Source organism: Variovorax sp. LjRoot175, assembly GCF_964253805.1.
Lineage (GTDB): Bacteria > Pseudomonadota > Gammaproteobacteria > Burkholderiales > Burkholderiaceae_C > Variovorax.
Window position 1 is genome coordinate 2005235 of record NZ_CAXURY020000001.1, and the last position, 20953, is coordinate 2026187.

The 20953-nt window shown below is 67.2% G+C and carries 21 protein-coding genes and 1 pseudogene; 4 read left to right on the forward strand and 18 right to left on the reverse strand.

The window, feature by feature from the left end:
* Window positions 1-16: 16 nt before the first annotated feature.
* From ACSQ89_RS10140 to ACSQ89_RS10160, 5 genes are read right to left on the reverse strand one after another with little or no spacing between them, the layout of a single operon-like run.
* Window positions 17-1060 carry a lipocalin-like domain-containing protein gene (locus ACSQ89_RS10140; RefSeq protein WP_093102464.1) on the reverse strand — a complete coding sequence of 348 codons (1044 nt, stop codon included), beginning with the start codon at window positions 1058-1060 and terminating at the stop codon, window positions 17-19.
* 2 nt (window positions 1061-1062) lie between these two features.
* Window positions 1063-2133, reverse strand: a complete 1071-nt coding sequence (locus tag ACSQ89_RS10145) for a PLP-dependent cysteine synthase family protein (RefSeq protein WP_436290618.1) — start codon at window positions 2131-2133, stop codon at window positions 1063-1065.
* A 27-nt stretch (window positions 2134-2160) separates the two neighbouring features.
* Window positions 2161-3948, reverse strand: coding sequence for a cytochrome c biogenesis protein DipZ (locus ACSQ89_RS10150; protein ID WP_436290617.1), 1788 nt, complete (start codon window positions 3946-3948; stop codon window positions 2161-2163).
* Window positions 3949-3973: 25 nt separating this feature from the next.
* On the reverse strand, window positions 3974-5290 hold the full coding sequence (locus tag ACSQ89_RS10155) for a sensor histidine kinase (RefSeq protein WP_436290616.1): 1317 nt from the start codon (window positions 5288-5290) through the stop codon (window positions 3974-3976).
* A 23-nt stretch (window positions 5291-5313) separates the two neighbouring features.
* Window positions 5314-5733, reverse strand: coding sequence for an organic hydroperoxide resistance protein (locus ACSQ89_RS10160; RefSeq protein ID WP_436290615.1), 420 nt, complete (start codon window positions 5731-5733; stop codon window positions 5314-5316).
* 188 nt (window positions 5734-5921) lie between these two features.
* On the opposite strand from ACSQ89_RS10160, the gene ACSQ89_RS10165 reads away from it, so the two are divergent.
* Window positions 5922-6662 carry a response regulator gene (locus ACSQ89_RS10165; RefSeq protein ID WP_093102472.1) on the forward strand — a complete coding sequence of 247 codons (741 nt, stop codon included), beginning with the start codon at window positions 5922-5924 and terminating at the stop codon, window positions 6660-6662.
* A gap of 132 nt (window positions 6663-6794) precedes the next feature.
* On the opposite strand, the gene ACSQ89_RS10170 is transcribed toward ACSQ89_RS10165, so the two are convergent.
* A complete protein-coding gene (locus tag ACSQ89_RS10170; protein ID WP_436290614.1) occupies window positions 6795-7355 on the reverse strand; it encodes a thioredoxin family protein in 561 nt (186 codons plus the stop codon).
* 23 nt (window positions 7356-7378) lie between these two features.
* On the reverse strand, window positions 7379-7756 hold the full coding sequence (locus tag ACSQ89_RS10175; protein ID WP_436290613.1) for a hypothetical protein: 378 nt from the start codon (window positions 7754-7756) through the stop codon (window positions 7379-7381).
* 302 nt (window positions 7757-8058) lie between these two features.
* Between ACSQ89_RS10175 and ACSQ89_RS10180 the strand changes: the two genes are divergently transcribed.
* The gene (locus ACSQ89_RS10180) at window positions 8059-9072 is read left to right on the forward strand and encodes an alpha/beta fold hydrolase (protein ID WP_436290612.1); all 1014 of its coding nucleotides are present in this window, start codon (window positions 8059-8061) and stop codon (window positions 9070-9072) included.
* Window positions 9073-9091: 19 nt separating this feature from the next.
* On the opposite strand, the pseudogene ACSQ89_RS10185 reads toward ACSQ89_RS10180, so the two are convergent.
* A pseudogene (locus ACSQ89_RS10185) lies at window positions 9092-9424 on the reverse strand (DUF2182 domain-containing protein); the annotation flags it as partial.
* Between the two features lie 33 nt (window positions 9425-9457).
* Window positions 9458-10378, reverse strand: a complete 921-nt coding sequence (locus ACSQ89_RS10190; RefSeq protein ID WP_093102480.1) for a LysR family transcriptional regulator — start codon at window positions 10376-10378, stop codon at window positions 9458-9460.
* A 134-nt stretch (window positions 10379-10512) separates the two neighbouring features.
* Here ACSQ89_RS10190 and ACSQ89_RS10195 point away from each other — a divergent pair, with 134 nt between their 5' ends.
* A complete protein-coding gene (locus ACSQ89_RS10195; protein ID WP_093102482.1) occupies window positions 10513-11253 on the forward strand; it encodes an SDR family NAD(P)-dependent oxidoreductase in 741 nt (246 codons plus the stop codon).
* Window positions 11254-11266: 13 nt separating this feature from the next.
* Window positions 11267-11479: a tautomerase family protein gene (locus ACSQ89_RS10200; protein ID WP_093102484.1), complete on the forward strand. Its 213-nt coding sequence runs from the start codon at window positions 11267-11269 to the stop codon at window positions 11477-11479.
* Between the two features lie 26 nt (window positions 11480-11505).
* Here ACSQ89_RS10200 and ACSQ89_RS10205 read toward each other — a convergent pair whose 3' ends face one another.
* The 9 genes from ACSQ89_RS10205 to ACSQ89_RS10245 form a co-directional block, all read right to left on the reverse strand.
* Complete coding sequence (locus ACSQ89_RS10205) at window positions 11506-12546, reverse strand: MerR family transcriptional regulator (protein WP_436290611.1); 1041 nt, start codon at window positions 12544-12546, stop codon at window positions 11506-11508.
* Between the two features lie 102 nt (window positions 12547-12648).
* Window positions 12649-13419, reverse strand: coding sequence for a CPBP family intramembrane glutamic endopeptidase (locus ACSQ89_RS10210; protein WP_436290824.1), 771 nt, complete (start codon window positions 13417-13419; stop codon window positions 12649-12651).
* Between the two features lie 278 nt (window positions 13420-13697).
* Window positions 13698-14447 carry an AAA family ATPase gene (locus tag ACSQ89_RS10215; protein WP_093102684.1) on the reverse strand — a complete coding sequence of 250 codons (750 nt, stop codon included), beginning with the start codon at window positions 14445-14447 and terminating at the stop codon, window positions 13698-13700.
* Window positions 14448-14501: 54 nt separating this feature from the next.
* Entirely contained in the window at window positions 14502-14966 is a 465-nt protein-coding gene (locus tag ACSQ89_RS10220; protein ID WP_093102686.1) for a GNAT family N-acetyltransferase, read from the reverse strand.
* 36 nt (window positions 14967-15002) lie between these two features.
* Window positions 15003-15251 carry a DUF3297 family protein gene (locus ACSQ89_RS10225; protein WP_093102490.1) on the reverse strand — a complete coding sequence of 83 codons (249 nt, stop codon included), beginning with the start codon at window positions 15249-15251 and terminating at the stop codon, window positions 15003-15005.
* Between the two features lie 114 nt (window positions 15252-15365).
* Complete coding sequence (locus ACSQ89_RS10230; RefSeq protein WP_436290610.1) at window positions 15366-17900, reverse strand: ABC transporter permease; 2535 nt, start codon at window positions 17898-17900, stop codon at window positions 15366-15368.
* A gap of 25 nt (window positions 17901-17925) precedes the next feature.
* A complete protein-coding gene (locus tag ACSQ89_RS10235; RefSeq protein WP_436290609.1) occupies window positions 17926-19170 on the reverse strand; it encodes an RNA polymerase sigma factor in 1245 nt (414 codons plus the stop codon).
* The gene (locus ACSQ89_RS10240; protein WP_436290608.1) at window positions 19167-19523 is read right to left on the reverse strand and encodes a YciI family protein; all 357 of its coding nucleotides are present in this window, start codon (window positions 19521-19523) and stop codon (window positions 19167-19169) included. Before ACSQ89_RS10240 ends, ACSQ89_RS10235 begins: the two co-directional genes overlap by 4 nt.
* A gap of 34 nt (window positions 19524-19557) precedes the next feature.
* A complete protein-coding gene (locus ACSQ89_RS10245; protein WP_436290607.1) occupies window positions 19558-20808 on the reverse strand; it encodes an MFS transporter in 1251 nt (416 codons plus the stop codon).
* Window positions 20809-20953: the final 145 nt, after the last annotated feature.

Consider the following 20953-nt stretch of genomic DNA (forward strand, 5'->3'; position numbering starts at 1 on the left):
ACATGCCTCACATGCCTCACATGCGAAGGGCCTGCGCGTAGCCGGTCATCTCCAGATAGCCGCGGCCGACGCGCCGCCCGCCGTCGTCCTGCAGATCGCTCAGGCCTTCCCAGTAGACGGCGCCGGTCGAACCCCGGCTGTCGAGCTCCTGATCGTCGAGCAGTGCCTGCACCCTGAAGACGCCGGCCGGCGTCTGGATGCGCCATCGGGTCGGGTAGGCCGCGCGCGTGCGCGGGCTGGTCCAGGTGCTTTCGGCGTCGAAGCGCAGTTCGTCGTGGCCGAACACGCGCAGCGTTCCGTCGGCGCTGCGCAGCGACCCGCCGAACCACAGGGCTGTGCCGTCGCGCCGGCGTATGCGAAAGGCCATCAGTGCGCCGCCGTCGTCGAGGTTCATGCCGATCCAGTCCCAGCCGGCCGCATCGGGATGCAGGTAGGCTTCGCTCCACTCGTGATCGAGCCATGCCTTGCCCTGTACGTCGAAGCCGCGGCCTTGCAAGGTGAGGCGGCCCTGCGTCGCGAGCTGCGGTTCGCTGTAGTAGTAGCTGGCCTGCTCGGCATCGGGGCCCTTGCGCGAGAGGCCGTCCTTGCCTTGCAGCAGCACCGGCTGGGTGGCTGAAAAACGCAGGTCGAGCCCGAAGCCCTCGGCCGGCAACTTGGCCGTGTAGCCCTCGGCATCGCGCTTCAGCGTCCAGTTGCGCAGCCGGACGTCGGTGCCCTCTTCGGCGGCCGACGCCACGCCGAAGCCCGCACGCGCGATGCGCTCGTCGTGCCAGAGCTTGCGGCCTTCAAGATCGGTGAGTGCCGCATGCGCAAAGATCAGCTGACGCGCCGCGAAGTCCGAGCGCATCGCCTGCGTCGCAACGACCCGCGAGCGGAAGAAGGTGAGCTGGAAGCCGAAGTCGCGTGCCCCGGCCTGCGCATGGCCGGTGATGTACCACCACTCGGTGCGCAGATCCGAATGGCTGCCGAAGTCGCGTGGAAACTGCAGCATGCGCGGCGGCAGCGCCCATGCCGCCGGCGCCGCGAGTGCCGACAGAAGCACTGTACGGCGCGACAGCATGCTCAACTCGCCAGCAGTGCGTTGACGCGCTGCTGCGCCGCGCTGCAATCGCCGAAGGCATTCGCCACCCACGCCGCATCGTGGTAGCTCGGCAGGTAGCGCTCGCCCGCATCGCACAAGAGCGACAGGATCGAGCCTTGCCGCCTCGCCGCGCGCATCTCGCCGGCCAGCGCCAGCATGCCGATGAAGTTGGTGCCGGTCGACGGGCCGACCTTGCGGCCCAACAGCGCCGAGAGCGCGCGCATCGCGGCGATCGAGTCGGTGTTCGGCACCTCGATCATGCGGTCCACCAGCGAAGGGATGAAGCTGGCTTCCACGCGCGGCCGTCCGATGCCCTCGATGCGCGAGCCCGGCGCCGTCAGCGTCGCGTCGCCGGTGCGGTGGTAGGCCGCGAACACCGAGCCCTCGGGATCGGCCACGCAGACCTGCGTGTCGTGGCAGCGGTAGCGCACATAGCGCCCGATGGTCGCGCTGGTGCCGCCGGTGCCGGCGCCGACCACGATCCAGGCCGGCACCGGGTGCCGCTCGTGCGCCATCTGCTGGAACATGCTCTCGGCGATGTTGTTGTTGCCGCGCCAGTCCGTCGCGCGTTCGGCGTAGGTGAACTGGTCCATGTAGTGGCCGCCCGCGCGCTCGGCAAGCGTTCGGGCTTCGTCGTAGACCTCGGCCGCGTGGTCGACGAAATGGCACTGGCCGCCGTAGAAGGCGATCTGTGCGATCTTCTCGGGCGAGGTGCTCTTCGGCATCACGGCGATGAAGGGCAGACCCAGCAGTCGTGCGAAGTAGGCCTCGCTCACCGCGGTCGACCCGCTCGAGGCCTCGACGACCGTGGTGCGCTCGCCGATCCAACCGTTGCACAGCGCGTAAAGGAAGAGCGAACGCGCCAGCCGGTGCTTGAGGCTGCCGGTCGGGTGCGTCGATTCGTCCTTGAGGTAGAGGTCGATGCCGTGCGCGGCGAAGGCCGGCAGCGGCAGGGGGATCAGGTGCGTGTCGGCGCTGCGCTGGTAGTCGGCCTCGATGCGGCGGATCGCGCTGCCGAGCCAGAGGCTGTCGGGAGTGGAGGCATGGGTCACGCCGACGAGTCTACAAGCCCTGTGCGCTCAACCGAAGGTGAACGCGTAGGCCTGCGCGCCGGCGTCGAGGAATTCGATCTCAAACAGACGGTCGTTGCCGGGCGACGCCTGGCGGACGAGCTGGTAGAGCCGCTGCCCGTCGATCGTTCCGTTGCCCTGGGCGTCGATGTCGAAGCCGTGGTCCGTGAGCGGCGGCTTGCCGTCCACCAGCACCTTGAAGCGCACCGGTTTGCCGTCGGCCGAGGGACCGAGCACCAGGTGCAGGTCGCGCGCATGGAAGCGCAAGGCGATGCGGCCGTTGGCGCGGTTCGCGACTACGCGCTCGCGTTCCACCGTCCAGTCGCCGGCGAGCGCCCAATGGTTCGTTCGCAGCGAAGCGGCAGCCTGGTAGGCGTTCGCGCGATCATTCGCGATGCCTCCCGGCGAAGCGAAGCCGTGCGTGCGTTCGTAGCCCAGATAGGTTTCTCCGGACAACGCGGGTGAAGCGCCCGGCGCGGCCTGGACGCCTTCGCCCTGCGGCGCGACCAGCCCGGCCGGAACATGGCTTCGCCCAGCCTCGGCCAGCAGTTGCTGGATGATTCGTTCCAATTTCTCGTACCGGTTCTCTCCGAACTGGTGATGGCGGATGCGCCCCTCTGCATCGATGAAATAAAAGGCGGGCCAGGCCTGGTTGTCGAAGCCGCGCCAGATGGCGAAGTGGTTGTCGATGGCGACCGGAAAGTCGATGCGAAGGTCCTTCGCCGCCCGGCGCACGTTGCCCGGGCGCTTCTCGAACGCGAACTCGGGCGCATGCACGCCGATGACCACCAGGCCCGCATCCTTGTACTTCTCCGACCATGCGCGAAGGTAGGGCAGGGTGCGCAGGCAGTTGATGCACGAGTAGGTCCAGAAGTCGACCAGCACCACCTTGCCGCGCAGGTCTTCGGTCGTCAGCGGGGCGGAGTTGATCCACTCGGTCGCGCCAGCCAGTGAAGGAAAGACGCCCTCGATTCCGAGCGTTCGCGCGGGTGCCGGTTCGCGGGCGGCTGCCGTCGGGATCAGCCCGGTCTCCTCGGGACGGAGGCTCGTATCGGCGGGCTGCGGCTTCTGGCGCTCGATCTTCTCGACGAGCGCCTGCTCCAGTGCCGACGTGGTGCCGACCGAGAGCCGGGTGAGCAAGCCAGTGTCCAGGCCCAGTGCGATGGCGGTGACACCCACCAGAACTGCCGCACCGGCGCCACGCCGGATCCACTCGCCCGTGTGGAGCGATCCCTTCAAGGCCGCGAACACGCGCCCGCCGAACAGCAGCGCTGCCGCCAGCGAGGTGCACGCGCCGGCCGCATAGGCCAAGAGCAACAGCGAGGTGCCGACGCTGGCGCCATTGAGTGCTGCGCCGGTCAGGATCAAGCCGAGGATCGGACCCGCGCAGGGCGCCCAGAGCAGGCCCGTGCCCACGCCCAGCAGGAGCGGCGAAAAAACGGAAGGCCGCGCGGAAGTCCCATCCGCCTGGGAGTCGGACAGCCGGATGCCGAGCGCGACGAGCGGCCTGCTCAGACGGTCGGCCACGGTCGGGAACAGCAGCGTGACGCCGAACACCGCAAGCAGCGCGATCGCGGCGTAGCGCCCGTACTCGTTGAGCTCGACCACCCAGCCGCCGCCCACCGCGGCCAGCGTGGCGATGGCGGCAAAGGCCAGCGCCATGCCGAAGAGAAGGGGCAGGCCGTGCGATCGGAACGGCCGGTCGGCGCGCGCGAACACGAAAGGGAGCACCGGCAGGATGCACGGGCTCAGGATGGTGAGCACGCCGCCCAGGTAGGCCACGATCAGAACGAACATGATGTTTCTCGATGAGGTGCTGCGGTCAGGCCGCGCCGGGTTTGAACAGGGTCACGCGGGCTTCGAGCCCGCCTTCGCTGCGGTTGTGCAGGCTGAGGTCCGCGCCCATCGCCATCGCGAGCTGGTGCGCGATGGCGAGTCCCAGGCCCGTGCCGCCGGTGCTTCGGTTGCGCGAGCTTTCGACCCGGTAGAAGGGCTTGAGCACGGCCTCCAGCTCGTCGGGCGGGATGCCCGGTCCGTTGTCGAGCACCGCGACGACCAGCCGGTCCGCCTCGGCATGCACCCGCACGCGCACGTCGCTGCCGAACTTCAATGCGTTGTCGATCAGGTTCACGAGGATCCGGCGCAGGGCATTGGGGCGCGTCACGATCGGCGCGTCGATGCGTCCCTCCAGCTGCACGGCCTGGCCCGAATCCTCGTAGTCGGCGACCATGCTTTCGAGCAGCGCATCGGCATCGATGCGCAAGGGGGGTTCCGTCGCGCCATGCAGCGTGCGCGCATAGGTGACGCCTTCTCTCACCAGCGCGTTCATGGCATCGAGGTCCTGCCGGAATTTGAGCTGGTCCTTCTCGTTGTCCATCAACTCGGTGCGCAGCCGCATCCGGGTGATCGGCGTCTGCAGATCGTGCGAGATCGCCGCCAGGATCTCCACGCGCTCGGCCATGTAGCCGGCGATGCGCCGCTGCATCGCATTGAAGGCGCGTGCCGCGTGCGCCACTTCGGTGGGGCCTTCTTCGCCGAGCGTCCGGGCCTTCAGGTCGGGCCCGAGTTCGTCCGCCGCCGCGGCGAGCCGCGCCAGCGGCCGTGTGACCAGCCGCACCGCGAACCAGGCGCAGACGGCCAGCACCACGAGCTGGATCGCCAGCAGCCACATGACCCAGTTCGACACCGGCATGCCTACCCGTCTTGCATCGACGATCACCGGGCTGCCGTCCGCCAGCTTCACCTGGATCCGAAGGCCTTCGGTCGGTTCGGCGACCTGTGCCACCTTCACGACCTCGAACGGATGCAGCGCGTTGACGATGGCGGCGGCGAACTCCTGCACCAGCGGCGTCGCGGGCGCGGGGCCCGTGACGCTGCCGTCCAGCATGAAACGGTAGTTGCGCCGCTCCAGCCGGCCCAGCCAGCTCGCGCGCTCCGCGGCGGGCAGGCGATCCAGGATGGCGATCGAACTCGCGATGTCGCGCTCGATGCCGCTCATCATCAGCTCGCGCAGCGCCATGCTGCGCTCGTAGCGGATCGCTGCGAAGGTCAGCAACTGCGCGATCGCGAGGCCCACGACGATGATCAGCGTTACGCGGGAGAACAGCGAGCGGGGGATCAGCCGGCGCATGGTGGGCATGGATGGGTTATAGACCCCGCCGCTCAGACCAGGTTGATCTCGACGCCGATGTTGCCCCGCGTGGCTTTGGAATACGGGCAGGTCTGGTGTGCGGCATCGACGAGGGCCTGGGCGACTTCGCGCTCCACACCGGGCATGCTGACGTTGAGTCGGGCCTGTAGGAAGTAGGCGCCGTCCGTGGTGCCCAGGTCGACTTCGGCGTCGACGGCGAGGTCGGCCGGGAGCTTGACCTTCATCCCGGCCGCAGCGATCCCGATCGCGCCGATGAAACAGGCCGACCAGCCGGCGGCGAACAGTTGCTCGGGATTGGTGCCGCTGCCCGCGGTGCCGGGAGACGAGAGCTTGATGTCCAGGCGGCCATCGGAACTGCGGGATTCGCCGTTGCGACCGCCCGAAGAGGTGCGGGTCTTGCCGGTGTAGATGACTTTCTCGATGCGTGTCATGGTGGATTCCTTGGTTGGTTGAAGAACTGACGGCACGATTGTTGGTGCGGATCCTCCGGAAGGAAGCGAGCTTCGTATTCCTGTGTATCCGGACCGTCTTTCTCAACAGTAAATTTCACAATCGTCGACCTCGGCGCGGGCGCGGACTACATTGCGCTTGCAACACCTGCGTTCGAAGCCACACTGCCATGACTCCCAAGACTTCCGACCACATCCTCATCGTCGACGACGACCGCGAGATCCGCGAACTGCTCACCACCTACCTGGTCAAGAATGGCCTGCGGGTGGTCGCCGTGCCCACTGGCCGGCACATGCGCGCCGCGCTGGAGGAATCGGGCCCCTTCGACCTGATCATTCTCGATCTGATGTTGCCGGGCGAGGACGGGCTGACGCTGTGCCGCGACCTGCGCACGGGCAAGTACAAGGCAATCCCCATCCTGATGCTGACGGCGCGCAGCGAAGAGGCCGACCGGATCCTCGGCCTCGAGATGGGCGCCGACGATTACCTGGCCAAGCCCTTCTCCGCCCGGGAACTGCTCGCGCGCATTCGCGCCGTGATGCGCCGCACCCGGATGCTGCCTCCCAACATGCGCTCGACGGAGGCGGCCCAGAAGCTGGCCTTCGGTGAATGGCAGGTGGACACCACCGCGCGGCACCTGCTCGATGCGAGCGGCACGATGGTCGCGCTGAGCGGCGCCGAGTACCGGCTGCTGCGCATCTTTCTCGATCACCCTCAGAAGGTGCTGAGCCGCGACCAGCTGCTGAGCCTGACGCAAGGCCGGGAGGCGGACCTCTTCGAGCGCTCGATCGACCTGCTCGTGAGCCGGCTGCGCCAGCGGCTGCGCGACGACGCGCGCGAGCCGCGCTACATCAAGACCGTGCGCAGCGAAGGCTACGTGTTCGCATCGGCGGTGGAAGCGCTCGACTGAGGCGGCCAGGTGCGGGCTCGCCTTTCCGGCCCCGTGCGTTGACGGGCCGTGATGCAATGGCAACTCGTCGGATTGCGGATCTCGTGCGAGATGCCGCCCGCCAGGAAGAGCAGGGCAAGCCAGATCTTCATCTCAGGAGCCCGCGGGCCGCTGCTCTGCAAGGAGCGCCTGGATCTTCTTCTCGGTTTCGCCGTAGCGTCCCTCGCCGAAGTGCGAGTAGACGATCTTTCCCTCTTTGTCGATCAGGTAGACGGCAGGCCAGTACTGGTTGTTGAAGGCCTTCCAGGTCGCGTAGCTGTTGTCCTGCGCGACCGCGTGCTTGATCTGCAGTTTCTTGATGGCGTCCTGGACGTTCTTGGTCGACTTCTCGAACGCGAACTCCGGCGTGTGCACGCCCACCACGACCAGGCCCTGGTCCTTGTACTTCTCGTGCCACTCCTTGACGTAGGGCAGGTGGTTCAGGCAGTTGATGCAGGTGTAGGTCCAGAAGTCGATGAGGACCACCTTGCCGCGCAACTCTTCCATCTTCAGCGGCTGGGAGTTGAGCCAGGTGTCGATCTTCTGGAACTCCGGTGCCGACCGGGTCCCGCCGGCAGCGGTGTCGCCGCCGATCAGAGGCGCAGCGAAGGTGAGCGCGGCCACCGAGACGGCGGCGGCCACGGCGAGCGGAAGTGCGATGGATCGGATGTTCATGGCGATGACTTTCGATTTCGGATTCAGCGCAGCGTGGTGCCGCCTTCGACCCGCGTCTGGCGCGTCGAGGAAGCCCTGTCGATGTCGTAGTAGGCGGGCACGCGGCTGCCCGCGAAGGCGTCGACGCGCAGGTTCTGGTTGGGTGCGTGTGCGCGTGCGCGCGCTTCGGCCAGCACCGCGGCGCGGTCGCGCGGCGCTGTCGGCGCGGCAGCCACGACGGAAGAAGCTGCATCCGAATACGGGTTCGCGGCGTGCGCCGCTGCCACCGCCTGTGCGCGGACCTCGTTGCGGCTCTGCGTCGACTGGAACTGCAGGACGCCGTGGTATTCCTCGGCATAGGCCTGCGTGACGGCAAGCACGGCGAACGAGGCGGCGATGGCGATGCGGGAGAACTTCTTCATGGTGATTTCCTTCGGGTGAGTGATGAGGCTTGCTTGGAAGCGAACGGATTTTTGGTCACGTTCGTCCTCGTCGGCGCACATCGCGTATGCCTCTGTATCAGCGCGAGAAATCCACACATTACGTTTCGCAGTCGGGTGTTCAAGGCCGAGTCTGCGCTGTTTGCATCGACTCTTGTATGCCTGTGTATCTACAGGCGCCGAGGTACGCGCACATACAAGATCGCACTCGGCGTGACACATCACGCATACATGTCGCGAATCCAATGGAGCCATCGCCAATCACTGCATTCAAAGGAACGCACATGCCCGAAGCAATCAATCGTCAACGCCGCATTTTTCTGGGGAGTGCCGTCGCGAGCGTCGCAGTTGCAGAACTGGCATTCATGGGTGTCGCCAACGCAGCGATCAAGCTGCCGAAGCTCGAACCGATCAGGCAGATCCGGGCCGGCGAGCTGGATGTCGGCTACTACGAAACCGGGCCTGCCGACGGCATCCCGGTGCTGCTGCTGCACGGCTATCCCTATGACATCCACAGCTATGTCGATGTTGCGCCCCTGCTGGCCGCGCGCGGATGCCGCGTGATCGTGCCGCACCTGCGCGGACACGGCAGCACCCGCTTCCTCGACAGCGCGAACCCGCGCTCCGCCCAGCAGGCCGCCGTGGCACTGGACCAGATCGCATTGCTGGATGCCTTGAAGATCGACCGTGCCGTGATGGTCGGCTACGACTGGGGCGCGCGCACGGCCTGCATCATCTCGGCGCTCTGGCCGGAGCGCTGCCTCGGGCTTCTTTCGGTCAACGGCTACATCATGACCAACCTTCCGGGCAACAAGCTGCCCCTGCCGGCAAAGGCGGAGCACGGCTGGTGGTACCAGTACTACTTCGCCACCGAGCGCGGCCGTGCGGGCCTCGAGGCGAACCGGCGCGACATCGCACGCATCCTGTGGACGACGAACTCGCCGAAGTGGAAGTACGACGACGCCACCTTCGAACGCACGGCCGCGTCCTTCGACAACCCGGACTACGTGCAGATCGTGATCCACAACTACCGCTGGCGCCTGAGCCTCGCGGACGGCTTTCCGCAGTACGCCGAGCTGGAGAAGCGGCTTGCCGCGCTGCCTTCGATCAGCGTTCCCACCATCACCATGGACGGCGACTCCGACGGCGTCGTGCCGGCCACCGACGGCAAGGCCTATGCCTCGAAGTTCACGGGCCCGCGATCGCACCGGATCGTGAACGCGGGCCACAACGTGCCGCAGGAGGCGCCGCAGGCCTTTGCCGATGCCGTCTGGACGCTCGCGTCTGCGCGCGGCTGAGGCAGGCGCCGGCGATTTCCTAGCCAGAGCCTGCCATCAGTTTGATGCCACCCAGGGCGATCAGCACCATGCCGAGCGCTGCAGCCAGACGGTCCCCGCGAGGCAGCAATTTCTCGAGCGCGACGGCGATCGAAAGCGCGGCGACCCAGGCGAGGTTCATGACCCCGCCGACGAACAGCAAGGCCATCAGCGCCCAACAACAGCCCACGCAGAACAGCCCGTGCCGCGCCCCCATGACGAAAGCACCATACACGCCAGGGCGCCATTCTCCGAGCAAGAAGCCCAGCGGCGTTCCACAGCGCGAAAGACACATGCGCTTGAGGCGCGAGAACTGGTAGACGCCGGCGATGGCTGCTGACGGAGATACGGAAGGACTTCTCGGTGTTCAGGGCGTAGGGAGTCGCAATTCAGCGATCAGAAAGTCGATGAAGGCCCGGACCCGCAGCGGCGTGTGACGGCGATCGGGATAGATCAGCGAGAAGGGGCGAGAGCGGCCTCCGGCTTCGGGCAGCAGCTCCTGGAGGCCGCCACGGCGCAGGTCCTCCTGCACGATGTAGCGGTAGGTCTGCAAGAGCCCGGCGCCATGGCGCGCCAAGGTCACCATGCCCATGTAGTCGTCGGCGCAGCGGTAGCTGGGCGGCGTCTCGAGTTCGATGTCCTGTCCGTCGCGCCTGAAGAGCCAGGGCACCGGTTGTCCGGTGCTGGGCAGCACGAACTGGATGCACTCGTGCGCCGCCAGCGCCTCGAGCGAATCCGGCCTGCCCGCGCGAGCCAGGTAGGAGGGCGCGGCCACCAGCACCAACTCGGCGTCTTCGAGCTTGCGCGCGATGAGGCCGGAGTCCGGCGGCGCGCGTCCCCGAATCGCGAGGTCGAAGCCTTCGCCGGTGAAGTCGATATTGCGGTTGCTCAGGTGAAGCTCGATCCGCACCTTTGGAAAGCGCTCGCTAAAGCGCGGCAGCAACGGCAGCACGCGGTAGTGGCCATAAGGTGAGGCGATGCTGAGACGCAGCACGCCAGCCGGGGCCTGCTGCTCGCCGGTGAGCTGGCTCTCGGCATCGCGCATCAGGCTCAGCGCCTGGCGGCACTGTTCGTAGTAGGCGCGGCCCCCGTCGGTCAGATGAATCTGGCGGGTGGTGCGCACGAACAGGCGAACACCCAGGCGTGCCTCGAGCCGTGCAATCGAGCGGCTCACGGCGGCGGGGCCGAGGCCGGCGGCCAGGGCCGCGGCGGTGAAGCTTTCCAACTCGGCGGCGAGACAGAACAGTTCCAGGCTGCCGAGCATCAGATCGTCGAATTGGCGGCTCATGCTTGTTCCATCGAGTAACTAATGAAGTGACAGTCTATGTCTTTATTCACCCCAGGTGCATCAATACCATTGACCCATGTTTTCAAACCCAGGTGCCGCCTCAAGCAGTGGACGCCCTTACCAGGAGAAACGAAATGACCCAACGCTCGCCTCAAACCGTGATCGTCACAGGTGCCTCCAGCGGCATCGGCCTTGCCATCGCGCGAGCCTTCCTGCGCCGCGGCGACAACGTCGTCGGGAACGCGCGCACGCTCGAGCGCCTGCAGGCCGCTGATCTCGCGCAGGACTTTCCAGACCAGTTCCTCGCGGTTGCCGGGGACGTCGCCGATCCGGCGACTGCCAAGCGGATCTTTGCCGAAGCGGTCGCACGTTTCGGCCATGTCGACGTGCTGGTCAACAACGCGGGCATCTTCACCCCGAAAGCCTTCGCCGAGTACACGGCCGCGGATGTCGATGCGCTGGTCGGCACCAACCTCAAGGGCTTCTTCTACGTCTCGCAGGAAGCGGTGCGCCACATGACGCCGCGCAAGCAGGGCCATATCGTCAACATCACGGCCAGCCTCGCCTTGCAGCCGAATGCCAGCGTGCCCGCGCTGCTGCCGGTCCTGGTCAAGGGCGGTCTCAACGACGCGACCCGGGCGCTGGCGCTCGAACTCGCGCCGCACAACATCCAGGTAAATGCCGTCGCACCCGGGATCATCGACACGCCGCTCTACACGCCGGACATGCACGCCTTCCTGAACACGCTGCAGCCGGCAGGCCGGATCGGCGCGCCGGCGGACATCGTGGACGCGGTCCTGTACCTGAGCGATGCATCCTTCACCACGGGCGTCGTCCTGCCGGTGGATGGCGGCATGAGCACAGGCAAGTGGTGAGGGGAGGCCAGCCATGCCCTACGTCAACATTCAAGTGACTCGCGAAGGCGTGACCGCAGAGCACAAGGAGCAGCTCATCGCCGGTGTGACCGACCTGCTGGAGCAGGTGCTGAAGAAGCCGCCGGAACTGACCTTCGTCGTGATCGACGAAATCGACACCGACAACTGGGGTCATGGGGGTCGATCCGTGACCGCGCGGCGCCGCGAAGAGGCGAAAGCGAAATAGCGGCGTCGGAAAGAAGATGCCCAGGTTCAGCGATTGCGGGTCGGTTGTCGCCACGCGATAAGCCCTGCTGTTCTGGCCCGTACTTCAGGCGAAGCCAGACAGGTGGCGACAGCCTCATAGCCTGGAGCGCCGGGATATGGGGCGACCTGAGTCGGTGGACTGTGGTTCGCGGGGCAGAGGATGATTGCTTCGTCCGGACCGACAGCAGACAAGTCGAGGATTGCGCAGGAGCGAGTGAGCATGAAGATCGGCCGCGCGCCGGATCCACGGCGGCGCAGCCGGGCAATCAGAGCCTCTTGGGTGGCTTGGTCTAACCCTTGTTCGATCATGTCCACGATCAGGGCGTCCGGCCCGTCTGCTTCTAGCCCAGCGAGCAATGCAACCAAGGCATCCGACGGCGTAGCGCCATCCTCTGCAAGCCAGGCCAGGGCCTGATCGAGCCGAGACCTCAAATGGGGCGCGCCGTTCAGCCGTGATTTTGCTGCTGCACCGCCATCTGCAAGTCTCTCCAGGCCAAGCAAGGCGGCGTTGGGCAGCGCTTTGGCGAGGCATTGCGCCAGTCGGGTCTTGCCGCTGCCGAGCGGACCGATGATGTAGTTCAGAGGCCGGATTTCGCGAAGTTCGAATCGCTCCCCACCCCAAGGCCATGGCAGGTCGAATGCGACGCGGACCTCCGAGACGGGCGCCAGCAAGCCCGCCAGTTCGCCAATGGTCGGAGTCTGACCTTGCGCAACGTTGCTTCGCAAGCCACGGACCTTCTCGACAGTGTGTGCAAGTTGACGAAGTTGCACTTCCAGCGCTGTTTGGTGAGCGGCCAATGTTTGCTCCAGGCCTTGGGAATTGCCTTCCAGCACCCGTCCCACTTGGGCAAGACTGAAGCCGAGCGCGCGAAGAGCGACGATTTCGGCAGCGCGAGTCATCTCCCCTTGACCATAGGCGCGCCATCCCGCCGTGGTTCGGCCAGGGTCCACCAGGCCGCGCTGCTCATAGAGCCGTAGAGCCTTGGCCGAAACGCCGAGCCGCCTCGCGGCTTCGGACGGACTCAGATACTGGGCGGGAGATCGCATGAAACGTTCCTTTCGATCGATCTTCCCTTTCTAAAGGGTGCCCCTGGGGTCGGGTCAACAGTTGGCCTGACGGGCCAGGTCTGACGCGTGCAGGGCTTGCGCCTAAGGGCTGCGCTGCTCGGGCAATTGCTGGCCACTGCGATTCGTGAGCATGCGCCGCAACGCAATAGCACCACAAGCGGCGGCCGCCAGAGACGCGGTCCACATCGAAAGAACAGCTTCAATGGACAGCTCGCCGTTCGTGCTTTGCGCCAAGCCAGTCAGCACGATGGTTCCACTGTTGTACGCGCCATGAAGCGCGATGCACGGGATGAGAGACCGGGTCCGCTCATAGAGCCAGCCCAGAATTGTTCCAGCGACGAGACCGACCAGGAACTGGTACATGTTCAGATGAACGGCCCCGAAGAGCACGGCCGATCCGAAGATTGCCGTTGAGCGCGAGTACCGTTCGAGAAAGCCTCTCAGCACGATTCCCCGAAAAAGCATCTCTTCAAGCACCGGCGCAAGCACGCAAACCGCCAGCACCGTGGCGATGTCGTTGGTGCCAACGCGTTGAAAGAACTGCTCTTCCCAAGCAGAAAGCGGCGCAATGCGAACCAGGAGTTCCTGCACGTATCCCATGAACAGCAGCAGCGCGGGCACGAGCAGCAGCACCGGCGGGACTATCAGCGCCAGCGTCGCCTTCGCCGACGACGGAGAGTCGTGAAACAAGCTGCGATAGGTGATGTTCCGGAAGTGCATCACGAGGGCAAAGACACACCCGTTGCCAAGGAGCACCGTCAAGGCCTGGTGCTGCTCCAGCGATAGCCCAAGCATTCCATTGGCGTCGCGAAGCGCAGATGAGACAACGACCTCGCAAAGCACCAGCGCCACGTACAAGAGAAATGCTTGGTAGGCCGTCGGAAATGGCTCCAACCTATTTCGCATCAGGCGGTACTCGTGAGATGCCGAGCGGCAGCAGGCACATTGCCATTTCTCGACGCAAGTAAAGCCAGCTCGATGCCGGAACCCCAAAACTTCATCTCGATGCGCTTCCTGTTGTTGCTTGACCCGGGGCTTACCCAGGAGGCAGAGATGATACGAAATGTTTCGCTCACCCTGAGGCGCGCATATTGGCCGTCCGCTGACTCTGTCTCAACAGCTTCGATGAACTAACGTTCCAAAAGAATGCGAAGCATGCGCTCCGGGTTGGCGAGGAAGTCGCGGGTGACCTGGAAATGCTCGGTGTCCTCATAGGCAACCTTCGCAACTCCTTCCTTGCTGCATTGATAGATGCATGCATCGGGATAGGCCATGAGGATCGGCGAGTGAGTCGCGATGATGAACTGGGACGCGTCCAGGACGAGGTCATGCATGCGCGACAACACGGCAAGCTGCCGTTGGGGCGAGAGAGCGGCCTCCGGTTCGTCGAGGATGTAGATGCCTTGCCCGCCGAAGCGTTCCATCATGAGCGCCATGAAGGATTCGCCATGTGACTGTTCATGCAACGAGCGGCCGCCGTAGGAGTCGATGGCAGGTGGTCCGAACGAGGGCTCGGCATCGAGATTCTCGATCTCGGTGGCGACGTTGAAGAAGCTTTCTGCCCGCAGGAAGAACCCGTCGCGAGGCCGTTTGATGCCCTTGGCAACGCGAAGGTATTCGTGCAGCTCCGAATGCGATTGCCGGGTTCCGAAGCGGAAGTTCTTGCTGCCGCCCTCGGCATTGAAGCCCAGCGAGACTGCAATGGCTTCGAGGAGCGTCGACTTGCCGGACCCGTTCTCCCCCACGAAGAACGTGACCTTCGGATGAAGGTCGATGTGTTCGAAGGAGCGAATCGCCGGCAGGCAGAACGGGTACCGCTCGAACGACTCGACCTTGTTGCGCAGCAGGGCGACGCGACTGACGTACTGGGTTGAGATCATGAAATCCAAGCGCGCGAGCGTAGGGAAAACTGCCTTGCGTCGAGCGAGACCGCCCTACAGATCCAGCGCCAGAAACTTGGTGCCTGGAATCGGGTTGAAGACGTAGGGCTCGATCGATCTGAACCCTAGCGACTGGTAGAGGCCTTGAGCGGCGCCCATTGTGGGCAGCGTATCGAGACAGATGCGGGCGTACCCTGCTTCACGCGCCTCCTGACAGACGCGTTCCGTGAGTCGTCGCCCGAGCTGCTCGCCGCGTGCCTGGGGCCGGACGTAAAGGCGCTTCATCTCGCCCGTGCTGGCGTCGATGGGGCGAAGCGCGATGCACCCGAGCGCGTCCGTACCTCTCCATGCAAGCAATATGCGGCCGGCAGGCGGCTCGTACTTGCCGGGCAATGCGGCCACTTCAGCTTCGAAGCCCTGGAATTCCAGGTCGATGCCCAAGCTTTCGGCGTACTCGCGAAAGAGGACGCGCACCGTGTCCAGGTCGCGCGGCAGCTCGGCAGCTTTGATCTCAATCATCGTCATCGAATCGTGCCATGACTGCCGATGTTCGCTCTATCGGTAGAACGCCTCGACCTTGCCCTTCAGCTTGATCAGCAGCGGTTTGCCCTTGCGGTCCAGCGTCTTGCCTGCGGGCACCTTGATCCAGCCTTCGCTGATGCAGTACTCCTCCACATCGGCGCGCTCCTTGTCGTTGAATCGGATGCCGATGTCGTGCTCGAAGACGGCAGCGACGTGATGGGGGCTGCGCGGATCGATGGATAGATGATCGGGAAGAGGTGGGGTTGGCGTGGCTTCGGTCATGGATGTGGGTTCCTCGTTCGACACCGGCCCGCAGCCGACTTCACGGCGAGACCAAGACCGATGACGGTGCGTGATGATATGGCCGCGTTTGGCCGCACCGCCGGCGCCATGCCCTCACCAGTCTTCCTTGACCGCCAGCACCGCATCGCGCGCGGCCGCCGCGCGCCCAGCCAGCCAGGCGGTGACGGTGCCGGCCACCACCACCGCGGCGCACAGCGCGGCCAGGCGCGCCCACGGCACCAGCAGGTCCATGGTCCAGTGGAAGCTCTGCGGATTGACCACGTGCACCAGCACCACCGACACCGCGAGCCCGAGCGCCAGGCCGGCGAGGGCGCCGATGGCGGTCCAGGCCGCACCTTCGCCGGCCACCACCGCGAGCACCTGGGTGCGCGTGAAGCCCAGATGCGCGAGCAGCCCGAACTCCTTGCGCCGCGCCAGCACCTGCGCGCTGAAGCTGGCCGCGATGCCGAACAGGCCGATGCCGATTGCCACCGCCTGCAGCCAGTAGGTGACGGCGAAGCTGCGGTCGAAGATGCGCAGCGAGGTCGCGCGCAGCTGGCCGACGGAGGCGATCTCGATCGGCTCGGCGGCGGCGGCCTCGCGCACCGCTTGCTGCACCTGCGCTTCCGACGCACCCGGCGTAAGCCACAGCGAGATGTCGCTCACGCTGCGGTCGCCGGTCAGGCGCTCGAAGTCGCGCGCATCCATGGTGATGGCGCCGAACTGCCGCACGTAGTCGCGCCACACGCCGGCGACGAAGAAGCGCTTGCCGCCGCCGAAGGCCTTGGTGAGCGCTTCGAACTCCGTGCCCGGCTTCGCGCCGTAGAGCTCGACCATCGCCTCGCTCACGTAGATGCCCACCCGGCCCGCGGGTACCGGAAGTGCTGCACCCAGGAGCGGCAGCGAACGCGACGCCTCATCGTCCAGGCTGCGCGAGATCAGCGTGACAGCCGGCCGCGCCGGATCGAGCAGCAGAGCCCGCGTGCGCAGCGTGCCGGTGCGCGCCACGCCGGGCAGTTGCGCGAGCGCCTGCACGAAGGCCGGCGTGAAGGCGGCCTGCTCGCTTTGGCTCGAACTGCCGGCGGTGGCGCTGCGCACATAGAGAGCGGCCGGCAGCACCACGTCGAGCCAGCGCGTCACCGACTCGCGAAAGCTCGCGACCATCACGGTGAGCGCGACCGCGAGGCTCAGGCTCGCGACCACGCCGCTGACGGCCACCGCCGCCGTGCCGCGCATGCGCCGCGCGCGCTCGATCGCGAGCATCGGCAACACGCGGTGCGCGGCGAGCGGTGCGAGCCGGCCGTAGAGCAAGGCAATCAGCCAGGGCAGGGCGGCGATGCCGCCGACCAGCAGGAAGCCCACCGAGAGATACGCCGCGATCGGGATGCCGAAAACCGCCGGCGCCGTTGCCAGCGCCGCACCGGCCGCGATCAGCAGCAGGGCCAGCTTGTATGCGCCGCCCTGCGCGGGCGCGGCGCCCAGGCCCTTGAGCGTCTGCGCTTCGGGCAGCGCCTGGGCCGCACGCGCGGGCCACCAGCCGCCGACCCCCGCGGCGAGCACGCCGAGGCCGCCATAAAGCAGCGCCGTGCCCGAGCTCCAGCGCAGGGTCGGCGCAACGCCGTCGAAGTAGCCGCCGCCAAGATCGCCGCCCAGCACCCGCAGCGCGACGGCGGCGAGCGCGGTGCCGAGCGCGATGCCGGCGACGCTGCCGAAGAGGCCCAGCACCAGCGATTCGGCGAGCACCAGCCGCAGCCGCTCGCGCGGCGTGAGGCCCAGCACGCCGAGCAATGCGAACTGTTGCGCGCGCTTGGCGACGCTCAAGGCCAGCACCGAGAACACCAGGAAGGCGCCAGTGAACAAGGCCACCAGCGCGAGCACCGTGAGGTTCACGCGGTAGGCGCGCGAGAGATTGCTCACGCGCTCGGCCGCATCGCCCGGTTCGGCGATCTGGATGCTTGCGGGCCAGCCCGGCGACTCCTGCAGCGAACGGATGAAAGCCGCGCGGTCGATGCCGGGCGCGAGCCGCAGGTCGATGCGCGTGAGCTGGCCCCCGCGGCCGAAGAGATCCTGCGCCGCGCCGATGTCCATCACCGCCAGCGCGCTGCCGCCGGCCGCCACCTGGCCGGCCACGCGCAGTGCGTGTTGCTGCGTGCCGATGCGCAGCTGCACCGTGGCGGCGGCTTCGCCGAGCGCGGTGCGCGCGGCGGCATTGAGGAACAGCGTGTCCGGCGCGAACAGCGCAAAGCGGTCAGCGTCCTTCGCCGGCTGCGGCATCAGCGCAGGCGCGATCGTGGGCAGCACCAGTGCATCGACGCCGATCACGCGCAGCGCGATGCGGCGCTCGCTGCCCGCGACGAGCGCCACCGCCTGCGATTCCAGCACCGGGCTGGCGAGCGTCACCTGCGGATGCTGCGCCACGCGCGCGAACACGGCCTCGTCGAAGCCGCCTTGCGCGGCGCGCAGTTCCAGGTCCGGCTGGCCGTTGACCGAGCGCACGGCGCTCGCGAACTCGTCGAGCGCCGATGCGTTGATGAGCTGCACCGAGAAGGCCAGCGCCACGCCGAGCATCACTGCCAGCACCGCGGCCGCATTGCGCCAGGGATGGTGGCGCAGTTCCTGCCAGGAGAAGGTACGAAGAAGCGCTCGCATGGAGCTGGCGATTCTGCGCGCTCGCTCAAAGCCGTTCGGCTTGCACGGCCAGGTAGGCGCGCACCGCCGGGCTGGTGCTGAGGCCGGCCGCGCGCGCATAGGCCTCGCGGGCTGCGGCGGGCTCGCCGGTGCCGCCGAGCAGGTGGGCGCGCGCGGCCCAGTAGGGCTGATAGCTCGCGACTTCTGCGATGGCGATGGCATCGAGCGCCTGCAGGCCCGCGGCCGATCCTTCGGCGATCGCCACCGCGCAGGCGCGGCTCACGCGGGCCCCGATGCTCGGGCGCCATGCGAGCAGCCCGTCATAGAGCGCGACCAGCGCATCGGGCGGAACCTGCGCACCCAGCCGGCGCGCGCAGTGGGCCGACTGGATCGCGGCCTCCATCTGGTAGGCGCCGAGCGACTTCAGAGCCGCGGCTTGCTGCAGCACTCGTTCGGCCTCTTCGCGCATCGCATGGTTCCAGCGCGCGGTGTCCTGCACGTCGAGCGGCACATAGTCGCCGGCTGCGCCGCGCCGCGCGGCGGCACGGCTCTCGCAGAACAGCATCAGGGCCAGCAGACCCAGCGGCTCGGGCTCATCGGGCATCAGGCCGCACAGGATGCGGCACAGGTCGATGGCTTCGCCGGTGAGGCCGCGTTGCGCAGCGTCGGCGCCATCGACGTCGTCCCAGCCGGTGCCGTAAGCCGCGTAGATGCCATCGAGCACATCCTGCAGCCGCTGCGGAAGATCGCGGGTTTGCGGAAATTCGAAAGGAATTCCGGCCGCGCGAATGCGCGCCTTGGCGCGCACCAGGCGCTGGCCGAGCGTGGACGGCGCGACCAGGAAGGCGCCCGCCATGCGCGCCGCGTCGAGCCCGAGCACGGTCTGCAGCATCAGCGGCGCGCGCGCCGCAGCATCGATCGCCGGGTGCGCGCACACAAAAAGGAGGCGCAGCCGCTCGTCCGGCACGGCCTCGCCGCCGGCCGTGTCGGCCGTGAACTCGTCGGCCAGCAGAAGCAGGGTCTGCGTGGCCTCGTCCTGCACGCGGCTGTGGCGCCATGCATCGAGCGTGCGGTTGCGCGCCACGCTGAGCAGCCAGGCCTCGGGCTGATCGGGAATGCCTTCCTGCGGCCAGCGCTCGAGCGCGCGGGCGAAGGCATCGGCCAGCGCATCCTCCGACGCGGCGATGTCGCGCGTGCGCGCCGAGAGGATCGCGACCAGCCGGCCGTAGGACTGGCGCGCGGCCTTCTCGGCGGCCTCGTGCGCTGCGTGGATTGCAGCAGACCCCGTCACATCTCGGGTGCGGTGAATACCGGGCGCACCTCGACGCCGCCCGTGGTGGCACAGGGCGCGCGCGCGGCCCACTCGAGCGCGGCGTCGAGGTCCGGCACCTCGATCACGAAGTAGCCGCCGAGCTGTTCCTTGGTGTCGGCAAAGGGGCCGTCCTGCACTTGCCGCTTGTCGCTGCGCACGCGCAGCGTGGTGCCGGTCATCGGCGGATGCAGGCCGTGGCCGTTCTGCACGATGCCCGACTGGCGCACCGCGCCCACATAGTCCATCCAGCTGGCGCGGTGGGCCTGCGCGGCGGCGTCGTCGCTCTGGTCGAACTCGGATTGGGGTTGATAGAACAACAGCATGTATTGCATGGGAACTCCGAAAAGGAACATCGAGCAGGATCGCTCAACCCAATGACGGCTGGCAAGCGGGCATTTCGACAGCCGGTGTCGGCAATTGCCGCAGTGCCCGAACCGGCGAGCGAAGGATCAGCCAGGCCTGCAGCACGAAGCCCGCCAGGGCCAGCAGCAGGCAGGCCGGCTCGCCCCACGTCGCGCCGACGATGCCGCCCAGGGCCGCGCCGACCGGACGGGCGCCGGCATTGACCGTGAGGAACACGGCCGAGACGCGGCCCAGCATCGCGTTGGGTGTCACCGTCTGCCGCAAGGTGGTGGATGTGATGACCCAGACGATCGGCCCCACGCCGAACAGGAACAGCGAGATCGCCGCGAGCGCGCCGCTGGGCACCACCAGCGTGGCCGTCATCAGCAGCGCCGCGAGCACCGAAGACACAGGCCCGAACTGGATCGCCCGGCCCAGCGGCATCGCGCCGACCATGCGCGAAGCCAGCAGCGCGCCGGTCACCATGCCGGCGCCGCAGATGCCCAGGCTAAGGCCGACCGCGCCGGTGCCCAGTCCCAGCGTGCGCACCGCATAGGGCACGTAGGCAGCCTGGAGCACGAACCAAGAGGTGTTCCATGCCGCGGCCGTCAGCAGGATGGGCCGCAGCAGCTCGTGCCGCCACACGAGGCGCGCTCCATCCTGCAGTTCGAGCAGCGGATGGCGTGCACTCGGGCGTGTGCGCTGCGGCTCGGCAATGCGCAGCAGCAGCACGACGGCCGATACCGACAACATCGCGGCCAGCACGAAAGCCGCAGGCGCGCCGAGCCACGCCACCAGCGCGCCGGCCAGCGCCGGCCCGGCGGCGAAGGCGGCGCTGCGCGCGAGTTCGAGCCGCCCGTTGGCGCGGGCCAGCGCTTCGCGCGGGACGAGCGCCGGCACCAACGCCGGCGCCGCGATGTTGAAGCCCACGGTGCCGACGGCGCCAATGAAGCCGAGGAGCGCCAGCCATTCGATCGACGGGCGGGCCGTCGCCACGACCGCGAGCAGGCCCAGCAAGGCCAGCGCCCGCAGCCCTTCCGCCCACAGCATCAGGCGCTGCCGCGAGGTCCTGTCGGCGATCAGGCCCAGGGGGATCGACAGCAGCAGGAAGGGCAGGGTCTGCACCGTGGCCAGCATGCCGATCTCGCCCGGGCCGGCGCCGAGCGCGAGCACCGCCACCAGCGGCACGGCGGCCAGGCTCAGCTGCTCGGCCGACTGGGCTGCCAGGTTGGACCAGGCCAGCTTGACGAAGGGGCGGGGGAGTTTCGGATCCATGCGCTTCCTGCAAGAAATGAAGTCGCGATCATCGACCGTAGGCCGCTTCGACGCTGGCCGTATGCGGACCTGTGAATGCGAGCCTCCGAAGCCCTCGCGTCCTGCGCTCGTCACAGAGTTTTCATGCGAAGCGCGGAGCATCGGC